The 12,919-nt window shown below is 36.9% G+C and carries 13 protein-coding genes and 2 pseudogenes; 13 read left to right on the top strand and 2 right to left on the bottom strand.

Annotated features, from left to right (window positions below):
• Nucleotides 1-28: 28 nt before the first annotated feature.
• The 5 genes and pseudogenes from RCG23_RS02565 to RCG23_RS02545 all read left to right on the top strand — a co-directional run.
• Nucleotides 29-1,333, top strand: a complete 1,305-nt coding sequence (locus tag RCG23_RS02565; protein WP_308178453.1) for a nucleotide sugar dehydrogenase — start codon at nucleotides 29-31, stop codon at nucleotides 1,331-1,333.
• Nucleotides 1,330-2,316, top strand: coding sequence for an NAD-dependent epimerase/dehydratase family protein (locus RCG23_RS02560; protein WP_308178452.1), 987 nt, complete (start codon nucleotides 1,330-1,332; stop codon nucleotides 2,314-2,316). The genes RCG23_RS02565 and RCG23_RS02560 overlap by 4 nt, the downstream gene beginning before the upstream one ends.
• The gene (locus RCG23_RS02555) at nucleotides 2,313-3,224 is read left to right on the top strand and encodes an NAD-dependent epimerase/dehydratase family protein (protein ID WP_308178451.1); all 912 of its coding nucleotides are present in this window, start codon (nucleotides 2,313-2,315) and stop codon (nucleotides 3,222-3,224) included. The genes RCG23_RS02560 and RCG23_RS02555 overlap by 4 nt, the downstream gene beginning before the upstream one ends.
• Nucleotides 3,225-3,555: 331 nt before the next feature.
• Nucleotides 3,556-3,798, top strand: a pseudogene (locus RCG23_RS02550) (IS5/IS1182 family transposase); the annotation flags it as partial.
• 3 nt (nucleotides 3,799-3,801) lie between these two features.
• Nucleotides 3,802-4,017 (top strand): annotated as a pseudogene (locus RCG23_RS02545) (transposase); the annotation flags it as partial.
• Nucleotides 4,018-4,378: 361 nt separating this feature from the next.
• Here RCG23_RS02545 and RCG23_RS02540 read toward each other — a convergent pair.
• On the bottom strand, nucleotides 4,379-5,185 hold the full coding sequence (locus RCG23_RS02540) for a glycosyltransferase family 2 protein (protein ID WP_308178450.1): 807 nt from the start codon (nucleotides 5,183-5,185) through the stop codon (nucleotides 4,379-4,381).
• Nucleotides 5,172-5,984, bottom strand: coding sequence for a glycosyltransferase family 2 protein (locus RCG23_RS02535; protein WP_308178449.1), 813 nt, complete (start codon nucleotides 5,982-5,984; stop codon nucleotides 5,172-5,174). The genes RCG23_RS02540 and RCG23_RS02535 overlap by 14 nt, the downstream gene beginning before the upstream one ends.
• A 207-nt stretch (nucleotides 5,985-6,191) precedes the next feature.
• Between RCG23_RS02535 and RCG23_RS02530 the strand changes: the two genes are divergently transcribed.
• The 8 genes from RCG23_RS02530 (at nucleotide 6,192) to RCG23_RS02495 (ending at nucleotide 12,898) form a co-directional block, all read left to right on the top strand.
• Complete coding sequence (locus tag RCG23_RS02530; protein WP_308178448.1) at nucleotides 6,192-7,574, top strand: glycosyltransferase family 4 protein; 1,383 nt, start codon at nucleotides 6,192-6,194, stop codon at nucleotides 7,572-7,574.
• 154 nt (nucleotides 7,575-7,728) lie between these two features.
• Complete coding sequence (locus RCG23_RS02525; RefSeq protein ID WP_308178447.1) at nucleotides 7,729-8,310, top strand: GT-D fold domain-containing protein; 582 nt, start codon at nucleotides 7,729-7,731, stop codon at nucleotides 8,308-8,310.
• 21 nt (nucleotides 8,311-8,331) lie between these two features.
• The gene (locus RCG23_RS02520; protein WP_308178446.1) at nucleotides 8,332-9,114 is read left to right on the top strand and encodes a GT-D fold domain-containing glycosyltransferase; all 783 of its coding nucleotides are present in this window, start codon (nucleotides 8,332-8,334) and stop codon (nucleotides 9,112-9,114) included.
• A gap of 31 nt (nucleotides 9,115-9,145) precedes the next feature.
• The gene (locus tag RCG23_RS02515; RefSeq protein ID WP_308178445.1) at nucleotides 9,146-9,892 is read left to right on the top strand and encodes a GT-D fold domain-containing protein; all 747 of its coding nucleotides are present in this window, start codon (nucleotides 9,146-9,148) and stop codon (nucleotides 9,890-9,892) included.
• A gap of 322 nt (nucleotides 9,893-10,214) precedes the next feature.
• Nucleotides 10,215-11,198, top strand: coding sequence for an ABC transporter substrate-binding protein (locus RCG23_RS02510; RefSeq protein WP_308178444.1), 984 nt, complete (start codon nucleotides 10,215-10,217; stop codon nucleotides 11,196-11,198).
• Nucleotides 11,199-11,298: 100 nt separating this feature from the next.
• Entirely contained in the window at nucleotides 11,299-12,096 is a 798-nt protein-coding gene (locus RCG23_RS02505) for an ABC transporter permease (protein WP_308178443.1), read from the top strand.
• A 2-nt stretch (nucleotides 12,097-12,098) separates the two neighbouring features.
• Nucleotides 12,099-12,296 (top strand): hypothetical protein, encoded by a 198-nt coding sequence (locus tag RCG23_RS02500; protein WP_308178442.1) that lies wholly within the window; start codon nucleotides 12,099-12,101, stop codon nucleotides 12,294-12,296.
• Nucleotides 12,281-12,898: an ABC transporter ATP-binding protein gene (locus RCG23_RS02495; protein ID WP_308179949.1), complete on the top strand. Its 618-nt coding sequence runs from the start codon at nucleotides 12,281-12,283 to the stop codon at nucleotides 12,896-12,898. The genes RCG23_RS02500 and RCG23_RS02495 overlap by 16 nt, the downstream gene beginning before the upstream one ends.
• The last annotated feature ends 21 nt before the right edge of the window (nucleotides 12,899-12,919 follow it).

Raw genomic sequence — 12,919 nt, 5'->3', positions numbered from 1 at the left:
TGAGCTATGATAGAAAGGAGCAATTTGGATGGAAAAAGAAAATGAACCTTATTCTTCTAAAGTAATATGCGTGATTGGTTTAGGATATGTTGGATTACCTCTTGCATTGTTATTTGCGAAAAAGAAAATGAATGTGATTGGTTTGGATCTTGTTGAAGAGAAAGTGAAAATGTTAAACAATGGACAAAGCTATCTTCCAGATGTACAGGATGATGAAATTCAAAAAGCTTTAAATGAAGGATTTTTTACTGCTACAACTGATTATGAAGCAGTAAAAAAGGCAGAAGTTATCGTTATCTGTGTTCCAACTCCATTAACTGACTATGGCACGCCTGATTTAAGTTATTTACAAAGTGTAAGTATGACACTGGCTTCATTATTACAAAAAGATCAGCTGGTTATCCTTGAAAGTTCAACCTACCCAGGAACAACAAAAGAGGTCCTTCAGCCAATCTTAGAAAAAAGCAACTTGAAGGCTGGCAGAGACTTTTTTTTAGCCTATTCTCCCGAACGGATTGATCCGGGAAATAAACAGTTTAAAGAAGTGGACAAAATCCCTAAGATTGTTAGCGGCGTTTCACCACAATGTAAACAGACTGTATTTGACTTCTATAATCAAGTATTTGATCAGGTCGTATTAGTTTCAACTCCTGAGGTTGCAGAATTTACGAAGCTTCTCGAAAACTCCTACAGATTTATCAATATCTCATTTATTAATGAATTAGCCATCATGTGCGACCAGCTAGGTATTGATTTATGGGAATCCATAGAAGCGGCAAGTACGAAGCCATATGGATTTGTACCGTTCTACCCAGGTCCTGGCATTGGAGGTCATTGTATTCCAGTCGACCCTCTTTATCTTGCCTGGAAAGGGACAAGAGCCAATGTAGATAATAAGTTTATCCATTTAGCTGATGAAATCAATCACATTATAGAAAAATATGTCATTTCTCAAATTGAGACATTTTTAGGTGGGGATTTGCAAAATAAAGCCATTTTATTATATGGCATAGCATATAAGAAGGATATTGATGATTACAGAGAATCACCAGCATTATTTATACTTCACTCACTAACTGATAAAGGAGCAAAAGTATCTTTCCATGACCCGTTTATCAGTGAAGTTGTTGCTGCAGGAGAAAGAATACAAAGTGTTAATCTAAATGTAGAAATACTTTCGAAATCTGACCTTGTTGCTATTTTAACGGACCACTCTGCCCTTCCAGTTCAAATGATTCTTGACCATTCCAAGTTAGTCTATGATACGCGAAATGTAACAAGAAATTTTAAAGGCAATGCCAAGGTTTTTCGCCTTGGAGGTGGGGAATCATGAGGATTCTTGTTACCGGTGGTGCTGGATTCATTGGTTCTCACCTTGTCGAAGAGCTGCTTAAACAAGGTCATACCGTCATCACGTTAGATGATCTTTCTACAGGGAAAAAAGGATATTTAAATCAAATTATCCATCATCATAATCATGTATTTGTACATGGATCTGCATTAGATAGATCCTTATTAAATGAACTCATGGAAAATTGTGATGTTATTTTTCATATGGCTGCCGTTTTAGGAGTCAAAAACACAGTGGATCATCCGTTAAAAGTGATTGAAGGGAATATCGATGCAACTCGAAATGTTTTAGAACTGGCTTTTCCTAGAAAAACAAAAGTTATTTTTGCCTCTACATCAGAGGTATATGGAAAAAATGAACAATTACCGTTTTCTGAAGACTTTTCAAATCGGGTATTGGGATCAACCAATACACATCGTTGGTGTTATGCTACTGCAAAAGCCCTAGATGAGCATTTATGTTTTGCCTATGGGGATAAAGGATTGCCCGTTACAGTTGTTCGTTATTTTAATGCTTATGGACCTCGTCAAAATGGCACACAGTATGGTCAAGTGATTCCAAAGTTTATTAAGGCGGCATTAAAAAACGAGCCTATTACCATATATGGAGACGGAGAACAGTCCCGTTGTTTTACTTTTATTGAAGACACAGTTAAAGGGACCATAGCTTGCTTAGATCCTAAAGCAAATCAGCAAGTATTCAATATTGGGATTGATCAGGTCACTACTATAAATGAACTAGCTTTAAAGATTAAATCACTAAGCCACTCTTCATCTGAAATCACTTATTTCCCCTATTCAGAAGCATATGGACAAGGCTATGAAGACATGCAGAAAAGAGTCCCTAATATCTCAAAGGCAAAACAAACCCTAAACTATCATCCTACTGTAAAGCTAGAGGATGGATTATTGCGAACAATAGAGTGGTATAGACAGGACCTTAAACATGGTCGTGATGATGGATGAAGGTACTAGTAACAGGTGGAGCCGGTTTTATTGGCTCCCACATTGTTGATGTTCTTGTAGAAAAAGGTTATGAAACGGTTGTAATAGATAATCTTAGTACTGGAAACAAAGCGTTTTTACCTCCAGAGGTTACTTTTTATGAGGTAGATATTTCTTCGGACTCTATCGATAATATTTTTAAAAAGGAACTTCCTGATATGGTTATTCATCAGGCAGCCCAAGTGGATGTATCTAAATCGATCAAACAACCAAGTGTAGATGCACTTAGTAATATCATGGGAACGATTTTGATTTTAGAGACTTGTAAAAAATACAAGGTGAAAAAATTCATTTATGCTTCTTCCTGTTCCGTCTATGGTGAAACAGGTGACGTATCTATACAGGAATTATTTCCTATAAAACCAATTTCTTTTTATGGAATGTCAAAATACACTCCAGAGGTTTATATTAAACTATTTAATGAACAATTTGGCTTACCATACACCATCTTAAGATACGCAAATGTATATGGACCACGGCAGACTCCAAAGGGAGAGGGAGGAGTGGTTTCGATTTTTTTTGAAAAGCTTATGAATCAGGAACCATTCGTTATTTTTGGAGATGGTCACCAAACAAGGGATTTTGTTTATGTAAAAGATGTGGCAGAAGCAAATGTATTAGCATTACAAAAAGGGAAGAATGAAACAATAAATATCGGTACCAATACAAAAACGAGTATTAATGAACTTTATTCCTTGTTTGGAAAGGTAAGTAGCTCACTGCCAACACCACACTATTCTCCTTCACGCAGTGGGGATATTCTTTATAGTAGATTGGACAATAGAAAAGCATTTGAATTGCTAGGTTGGAAGCCAATCACTACCCTCGAACAAGGATTAGTGCAAACCTATAACTATTTCTTTTCATAAGAAAAAAAAGCGTGACCAGTAGAGGCCACTGAAAAAGTCCTCAATAGACAAATAAGGCAGAACCCTCAGTTCATTGAGAGCTTCTGCCATTTTTTGTTTAAGTATCATGAATATTGTCCTGTTGATTTCCGCTCCAGGCACTCGCTTTCCGCGGGGCGGTCGGAGAGCCTCCTCAGCGCTTAAAGCGCTTGCGGGGTCTCTCCTGCACCGCTGATCCCGCAGGAGTCTAGTGCCTTCCGCTCCCATCAACAGAATTAGTTACAACAACAATATCCCTTGAACATACTTGTGTTTTATAATAAAGGTATACTTTTTTTGCGTTGGGCTCACGATGATTAATAATCAACAATCAATGGTCTTCAGTCCTTATCTCGATCTCTATAACCTAATATTTCACGAAGATCATCTCTTGAGGAAACTGGATAACCTAGTTGATTTTTCTTTTGTTTATGATGAATTGAAAGATAAATATTGCACGGATAATGGCCGAAATGCCATCAATCCTATCCGAATGTTTAAATATTTACTATTAAAAACCATTCATGATTTATCGGATGTGGACATCGTTAATCATATCCATACGGATCAAGAGAAATTCCAAGAAAGCGAGTACTTTAAAGAGAAATCAAAAGAGCGCTACAAAATCGAAGCGAAGAATAGCGAATTAAAGCACAGACACGGGTACGATGTGGTGACATCCTCGGGTCTTATTGGCATGGAGTTACAAGGAGCCATGGCCATAGTACCTGTAAACGTGAAAAGAATAATAAAGCTCCTTGATAAAATGGAGTAATTCAATGTAGATGTACATAAAAAAGCCGATTTCATTCCCAAATATATGGAATGGAAATCGACTTTTTTTATTGCCCATTTTTTATATAGGCTGTTTTCGTAAACTTTGTTGCTATTTAGAGTCAATCAGATGGTTGATAAAGAAGTTGATTGGAGCGGAAGGTGCGAGACTCCTGCGGGAGCAGAGGGACAGGTGAGACCCCGCAGTCGCTTCAGCGACGAGGAGGCTCACCGCCCACCCCGCGGAAAGCGAGCATCCTGAAGCGGAAATCAACTACTACTAAAAACAACAATCTTTTAGAAAATAGCCTTTATATAAAATAAAATCGGCAGATTTTCAGTGGCCTCGCCAGTAACCACTTTTATTTTTTTTTCAATTCCTTCACCTTAATCCAATCGTCTTCAATTGTTTCAAAAATAGGCTCATACTCGTCGCCCCATCTTACTAGCGCTTCCTTTATCACCCATTTCATTTTATCTGTTACGATTTTTCGATTATTTGTTTCCATTCCTACATGTTGCCGATAATGATATAGATATTTATCGACATAATGGAATTGATACTTTTCGATTAGTTTGAGGAGAACGGGTAAATCTTCAATATGTCTTCCATCATAAGGATCATCAAATGGAAATCCGCCAACTTCTTTAAGTGCTGAAGTTCGGTAAAATCGTGGACAGATTCCCTTATAGCTCAGAATAAATTGATATCGGTCGGTAACCTGATGTCCTGTAACATTGGTTTTTCGTACTATTTTTCCGTACTCCTCAAAGCAGGCTGTTAAGTTGCCATGAATAACACCCGTATTATTAGGGACGCTCTGGGATGCGTTTACTAAATCTAATAATGTATGGGGATAAAACCAGTCATCACTATCAAGTGTAATGACCCATGGAGTATCTGTAATGGATAAACCGATATTCAATGTTTTTGATTGACCAAGATTATTAAAATTTTTAATCAAAGTAACTCGAGGATCATGTAAGTATTTTTCGACCAGGGTAATCGTATTATCCAAAGATCCATCATCAATTAAAATCAATTTCCAATCTTGATAGGTTTGCTGAAAGACGCTTTCAATGGCATCACATATATAGGTACCTGTGTTATAGAAAGGAATCAATACTGTTACTTGTGGTTTAGGCATAACTCCTTCACTCTCTTTCACTTAAATCGTCCTCTTTAGGAATTAACTCAGTGACATACTTCCAACCATCTTCATCAACGGTAAAAACCGGTTCAAAGTGACCTCCCCAACGTTTTAATGCATTTCTGACCAGCCATTCTTTTACATTATTAATTTGTGGAATATGACTAAATGAAAGACTATCCGGATGCATTCTAACCTTTAATAAAAATTCATTAATCCAATAAAAAGAATAATATTCAACCAGTTTCAATAGTACACCCAAGTCATCTATTCCGCTTCTTCCTTCATCAGGAGTATTCGTTGGCCATCCTCCAACCTTTTTCAGTGCAGAAGTCCGATAAAACCTAGGCCAAAGCACTCTATTAGAAAGAATAAAGTCGTATTTATCTACAAATGGTTTTCCATAATAAGCTTTATTCGCTATTACTTTTCCTTTTTGATCCTCGATCACTCCAATAATATTTCCACATATTACTGCTACTTTTTCAGGCTGCCTTTCAGCCTCAGCTAAAAGAACATCAATAGAAAAAGGAAACAGCCAATCATCGCTATCCAATTCTAATATATAAGGAGTGTCTACGATTTCTAAAGCTTTATTAAGGCTTTTAGATTTACCAAGATTTACAGGATTTTGAATTAGTTTTATCCGTGGATTGGATAAATAAGGTGTAATGGAGGTGACAGTTGAGTCTGTGGAGGCATCGTCAATTAGAATTACCTTCCAATGCTGGTAGGTTTGGTTCAGAACGGTATCTAAAGTTTCTTGAAGGAGTCCATCCCTGTTATAAAAGGGAATGAGGATTGTTACTTTCTCCACGCCTACACTTCCTTTCTCATATTTATAAATATTGTATGCAGCTTTTTGGTACATGCATGGGCATTGCCGGCTTTTTATAACCAGTAATGAGAAAGCTATAAAGATTTCTTCATAGATTAATGTGGAATTTGGAATAACTATACGATTGTCCATTCCCAAAAGATTAATTGAACATAAGCTATAAAGGAAAATAGAAGGGAGGCTACTATGAAAATTTTACTAGCATATGGTTCGTATCTTCCTTTAGTTGGTGGAGTATGGACCTATGTTAATCAACTTAGAAGAGGGTTGGAGGAAAGAGGCCATTATGTTGAGATCTTAGCTCATCATCCCAATTTAGATGGTTATTATCTTATGAAAAAAGGAGAATTTTTTGAAACGGGTCACATAGAAAAAGGCATCTATACAGATTTAAAACAATTCTTTTTCAAACTTGGCATTCCTAGAGTAGAGGATTGGATTATTCGAAAAGAAGCTGTACGTTACTGCTTTGAAATTTCTGCTTTTAACCTGGACTTAACGCAATACGATATTATTCATGCGCAAGATGTTCTTACAGCAAGAGCGCTTTCTCGAGTAAAGCCTCAAAACACGCCTTTAATTTGCACCATCAATTCATCGCTTCTCAAAGAAATTTTTTTATCTGACATGGAAGAGAATCCAGTTATTCATAAAACGCTCCGCTTTAAATATGTTTCTGAATTAGAACATTTAGGACCAAATTCCTGTGATATGAACATTCTCCCTTCCCAATGGCTAAAGGACGAAATGGCTCACTACTCCATTTATTCTGATTTAACAGTTATACCTTATGGGATTGATATTGAAGATTTCCAGTTAAAACAAAAATCCGATCCAAATATATCTCCTCCAAGTGGGAAAAAGGTGATTGCCTGTGCTGCAAGACTTGTTTATGAAAAAGGGCAATTAGTATTACTTGAAGCTCTTAAAGAGCTAAAAGAAACACGAGAAGATTGGGTTTGTTGGATTATTGGTGATCAATATATATGGGATAACTTCAGAGAAGTTCTTGAAACAAAAACAAAAAACCTTAATTTGCAAAATGATGTACTTTTTTTAGGAAATAGACAAGATGTCCCATCCTTATTAAGGAAAGCAGACATTTTTGTACTTCCAAGTTTATTAGAAAACTTACCGTTTGCCATTATTGAAGCTCAGATAGCAGGAAAACCGATTATTTCAACGGATGCTGGTGGAATTCCGGAAATGATCGTTCATGGAAAAACAGGGTTATTATCCCCAGTTAATGATAGTAAACAATTATTTCAGAATTTGAAAATGGTCCTAGAAGATGTCTCACTTAGAGAGAATTTAGCCTTCAATGCAAAAGTTTTCGGGCTAAAGGCTTGGAGTCATGAAAAAATGGTCGATCAAACACTAGATCTTTATTACAAACTATTAGATAGAAAATGTGAATTAACTCCGTTCACTACTGATATGAATATTGGTGGTTTGAATCAGTCGGATATTTTAAAAAAATACTCATGTACTACACCTGCTGGCTATCAGATTCCAGATCCGGCCATTCCAATAGCTCTTATGCAGGGAAATAATGAGTATGAGAGGTGATGAAATTGGATAAACCTAATTTTGAATATGAAAATCGTTATATTGATTTATCACAAGTAATGCAGTTCATAAAACAAGCTTTAAAAGAGGGAAAACCCTTTTCATTATCTCGATATGGACACGCAGAAATTTATTATGCTCTATGGCCTCTTCCATGCACTATCAGGAGGGATTAGATTATTGCGCGACATACAATGGTGCAACAGGTAATCCTAAAAGAATCAAAGAGCTTGTGATTCGATCCTTAAAGTCAACCAAAGTTATTGGACTATTGTCAAAGGAAGAACATGACTACTTTCACAATGAAACTGTAAGGCTGCTAACATCTTTAAATTATATGCCGAAATATATTTGTTCTCCTTTTATTACCCATCCTATGTCAAAAAGTGATGAGTTTTGGGAGCTATTAAAAACAGTAAATGTTGTATTAGTAGGCCGTAGAGCGAAAGAAGCAGAACCTGTTTTTCAAAACAGAGGGGTTAACATTGTTGAGACTTTAAAATTAGAGGGTATTGATCAAATACTTTCGGTTCAAAAACAGCTTGAGAGTAAAAAAGACCAATGGGATTTAGCGATTTTAGCAGCTGGAGTGCCTGCGACTATTTTAGCTGAAAGACTAGCGAACTCGACCAATCATGTCGTAATTGATTTTGGTCATGCTTTAGACGTTATCATCGATGGCTCAAAGTTTGATTTTGATAGATTAGTAGAAGATTTCAATGAAAATTCAATCTGAATTTCGGAGAGGAGGGAAAAAGTGAATCAATTTACGCAGCTTAACAGTAGTGAGCTTATGGATGAAATAATCGATGCACTTGACAATAACCAACCTCTCTCTGTTATTTCAGTCGGCTATACAGAATCCTTTGTCATGGCCCAATATTCTATTTTTTCTGAAGAGGAATTTATGGAAGACCCAGAGGCGGCCGTAGCGAATGCGAACGCTCAAACCTTGAGGGGACATTTCCATCGCGGTTTAACCTTTCCAAATATCAAGGCACGTGATATGGCAGTAGAAGCTGTAAAAAAAGCGGATATTATTGGGATGAATATGAATGTTACCAATTCAGGAGATTTAACCCAAAAGGTATTTAACTACTATAATATCCATCCAAGGTTTGTATATGAAGCGTATATAAGACGTGTCATTATGTATTCCCAACGGGAAAAATTTTATCAAATGCTTAAAAACAGGAAAATTCTTATTATCTGTAACTATGCTGAAGAAGTTAAACAGGGAATGGAGAAAGACTTAAAAGAAGAATTAGGGTTTGAAGTAGTTGGTATGATAAAAATCCAACAGTTTGATGATATTCCAAGAGTAAAGAAAGAAATTGATTCCTGTGAATTTGATCTTTGCTTGCTTGCTGCTGGAACCAATGCAGTGATTCTTGCACCATACATTGCAGAAAAAAAAGGAAGAGTAGCATTTGATATTGGGCAAGGAATGGAGACACTAATATCAATAAAGCACCATTTCATTCCCGGTGAAGAATGGCTAGAAGAACAAGTAGGGCTAAAGCGTTTAATGGAAATGTAGTTGAAACACTAAAAAAAGAAAGGAGGATAAAATGGAGTCCACTAGTTGGTTCGATGATTACGAATATGAAAAAAACATTTTAACAACAGATGAAGTATTAGAGATGATTAAAGCGGCAGTTGACAATAAACAGCCTTATAGTCTAGCCCGTTTTGGCCATGGGGAAATAGCAGAACTTTCATGGGATACAAATCCTTATTTTTCTTATTTGATGGAATATTATCGTGATTATGCCGGGATAACAAAACCTGCCGGTGAAATAAAACCTCAGCTCATAGAGGCTTGGAAAACAGCTACCACGTGCGGTGTATTGCCGAGCTGGGAGGACAAAACCGGTGCAGAAAAATCGATCCCTATTTTTAAAAATATTAATAGTATACCAACAAGCCTATGTTCAGCATTCATAAACTACGAAATCCATGAAAAAGAATTATTTTGGAGAATATTAAAAAAGCAAAAAGTAATCATTGTTGGGCGAAGAGCCTCTCAAGCGGAGCCCATTTTTAAAGCGAAGGGCGTTTCTGTTGTTGGAACAGTTGGCTTGAATAATATCGAAGAATTAGAAAAGGCTTACCAAACCCTCATAGCAAATGATGAATGGCAAATAGCCATTTTATCTGCTGGTATCCCTGCCACAATCTTAGCTCCGCAACTTGCCAATTCAACAAAACGAATTGCACTTGATATAGGACATGCTCTTGATTTAATTATTGATGGTTCAAGCTTTAATTTTGAAACGCTGGTAAAGGACTACAATGACAAAAAGCTTGAGAGCTAGTCTGAAAGCGGCGCTCATTCAGACTAGTTAAGGAAAAATGAAAAAGACGCTTCCATCGGAAGCGTCTTTTGGCAAGAATGGGGTTGAAATGATTATAGATTCCTTGTCTTTTTTAAAGGTAATAATAATAATGGTAAGAAAAATTCGATTATAAAATATTTTCAAACTATATTGACATAAAAAAGATAAATATCTATATTTATAAAGTGGTGTTTATATTTATGCATATACAGGAAAGGGAGCCAGTTTTATCAAACATTACAAATTCGAAATGAGATATTAATAGTTAATTAATATATACATAAAATAGGGGGATTTATCTGTGAAAAAGTGGTTAGTTATTATTTGTTCCTTTTTGTTAGTATTTGCAATGGCTGCTTGTGGAAAAGAACAATCATCTGGCAGTACAAAAAAGTCGTCTGAGCCTTTGAAAGTAACACTTCCTACCTGGACAGGGTATGGCCCATTATTTTTAGCAAAAGAAAAAGGATTTTTCAAAAAGAATGGCATCGATGTAGACCTTTCGATTGTGGAAGGCTTAGCAGAACGAAAACAAGCGTTAGCAAGTGGAAAAATTGATGGGATGGCAACGGCTTTGGATGTTCAGGTTACGTTAGCTGCTTCTAAAATTCCGGTTAATGTTGTTTGGGTATTGGATGATTCACATGGTGGCGATGGAATTCTTGTTAAAAAAGGAATTAATGATATCAAAGACTTAAAAGGAAAAACAATGGCATTTGAAGTTGGTTCAACTAGCCATATGCTTGCTTTAACAGCGTTAAAGCAAGGTGGTTTAACGGAAAAAGACGTGGAAGTTGTCCAAATGTCTGCAGGTGATGCGGGTGCAGCATTTGCAGCTGGTAAAGTAGATGCAGCTGTTACGTGGGAGCCTTGGTTATCAAAAGGATCACAAGCAAACGGAAAAATCTTATTAACGACAAAAGATTTACCTGGAATTATTGTCGATACGATTAGTTTTAAAGAAGACGTTATTAAGAACCGCCCAGATGATGTGAAAGCATTTGTGAAGGCAATGGGCGAAGCGATGAAGTACTGGAAAGAGCATAAAGATGAAGCGGATAAAATCATGGCAAAAGGTCTTAAAATTGATACAAAAGAATTCGTGGCAACAGAAGACGGCTTGAAGTTTTACACAAAAGACGATAACAAACAATTATTTGGAACAGAAAGCAACAAAGGTTCAATCTATCAATCAACAGAAAATGCGATTAAGTTTTACAAAGAGCAAAAAATCATTACAGAAGAACCAAAAGCGGAAGATATTATTAACCCTAGCTTCCAATAATCGTGAACCTTGTTGATTAATTTCAGAGCCTAACATATGAGACGGTGGTATTCCTCATATGTTAGGCTCTTTTAAAAGATTGAAAGAATGGGTGGGTTTAATGCTAGCAAAATTGTTTACGCCAAATAAAGAAATATCAAAAGGTCTTTTTACCTCGGCAGGATTGGTAACGTTTATTTTATTTCTTGCCATTTGGTCCGTCCTAAGCTATGGCGGAATCGTGAATCCGTTATTTTTGCCGACACCGACTGCAGTATTAATTTCGGCTGTTGATTTATTATTTCATGGAGAACTTCTTTCTGATATTGGCATTAGTTTTACAAGGGTGCTGGTTGGATTTCTTGTAGCCGCACTAATTGGGATTCCATTAGGAATATTGATGGGCTCATTGAAAATCATGGAAGGCGCATTTGAACCAATTATCGGATTCATCCGGTATATGCCAGCTTCAGCCTTTATTCCATTATTAATTTTATGGATAGGTCTTGGAGAGCCAGAGAAAATGAGCGTTATTTTCCTAGGGACCTTCTTCCAGCTGACCCTCATGATCATGGATGTAACCAAAAATGTTCAAAATGAGTTAATTGAGGTCTCCTATACATTAGGAGCGAAAAAGCTTCAAGTATTTACAAAAGTAATTCTGCCAGCGTCCTTACCTGGAATTGTCGATACACTAAGAATAACCTTTGGCTGGGCTTGGACGTACTTAGTGGTTGCAGAAATTGTCGGAGCTTCCAGTGGTTTAGGTTATATGATCATGCAGGCATCCCGTTTCTTGCAGCCAGATAAAATCATTGTCGGCATTATAACCATCGGATTACTAGGGCTCATTACAGATATGGTCTTTAAAGCCATTTATCGCGCTTCGTTTTCATGGATGAGAAAGGGTGGTTTATAAAGATGGTCACTACGGTTGAAAAAAATGCGGGAACGGCGAAACTGGAAATAAGAGAGGTTGGAAAGGTTTTTAAAACAAAAAGTGGTGAAACAACGGCATTGGAAAAAACTTCCTTTACGATAAACGAAGGTGAGTTTGTCACGATCCTGGGCCTTCTGGATGCGGAAAGTCGACCGTTCTTCGAATTGTCGCGGGCTTAGAAGAAGCTACATCAGGACAAGTGCTGTTGGATGGAGAGGTCATCAATGGTCCTGGACCTGATCGCGGCATGGTATTTCAATCGTATACGTTATATCCATGGTTAACCGTTAAGGAAAATATTACGTTTGGTTTAAAATTAAATGGTGCATCTCAAAAGGAACGAAATGATGTCGCACGGCATTACTTGCAATTAATTGGTTTGGAAGGCTTTGAAAAACATTATCCCATCCAATTATCTGGCGGTATGAAACAACGTGTTGCCATTGCACGTGCTTTGGCCAACGACCCTAAGATTCTTTTAATGGACGAACCATTTGGCGCATTGGATGCTCAAACTAGAAACATCATGCAGGAAGTGTTGTTAAAGGCATGGGATGAGTCTAAAAAAACGATTCTTTTTATCACGCACGATGTGGATGAATCTATTTTTCTAGCAGATTCTGTCTATGTGATGACTGCCAGACCTGGGCGATTAAAGAAAAAGGTTCCAATTGGGTTAGAGCGGCCACGGGAGTACAGTGTAAAAGGGAGAGTCGAATTTGCAAAATATAAAGAGGAATTGTTGTCACTCATCAGGGAAGAGAGTTTAAAATCGATTTAAGGGAGTAACTATAATCAAACT

The organism is Neobacillus sp. PS3-34, from assembly GCF_030915465.1.
Classification (GTDB): Bacteria; Bacillota; Bacilli; order Bacillales; family Cytobacillaceae; genus Neobacillus_A.
The sequence above is the reverse complement of the archived record's forward strand: the minus strand, read 5'-3'. Positions and strand labels throughout refer to the sequence as shown.

Coding starts and splice junctions, on each gene's coding strand:
- RCG23_RS02555 (WP_308178451.1), top strand. CDS start 2,313: ATGAAGGTACTAGTAACAGGTGGAGCCGGTTTTATTGGCTCCCACATT.
- RCG23_RS02560 (WP_308178452.1), top strand. CDS start 1,330: ATGAGGATTCTTGTTACCGGTGGTGCTGGATTCATTGGTTCTCACCTT.
- RCG23_RS02505 (WP_308178443.1), top strand. CDS start 11,299: ATGCTAGCAAAATTGTTTACGCCAAATAAAGAAATATCAAAAGGTCTT.
- RCG23_RS02500 (WP_308178442.1), top strand. CDS start 12,099: ATGGTCACTACGGTTGAAAAAAATGCGGGAACGGCGAAACTGGAAATA.
- RCG23_RS02530 (WP_308178448.1), top strand. CDS start 6,192: ATGAAAATTTTACTAGCATATGGTTCGTATCTTCCTTTAGTTGGTGGA.
- RCG23_RS02565 (WP_308178453.1), top strand. CDS start 29: ATGGAAAAAGAAAATGAACCTTATTCTTCTAAAGTAATATGCGTGATT.
- RCG23_RS02525 (WP_308178447.1), top strand. CDS start 7,729: ATGCACTATCAGGAGGGATTAGATTATTGCGCGACATACAATGGTGCA.
- RCG23_RS02515 (WP_308178445.1), top strand. CDS start 9,146: ATGGAGTCCACTAGTTGGTTCGATGATTACGAATATGAAAAAAACATT.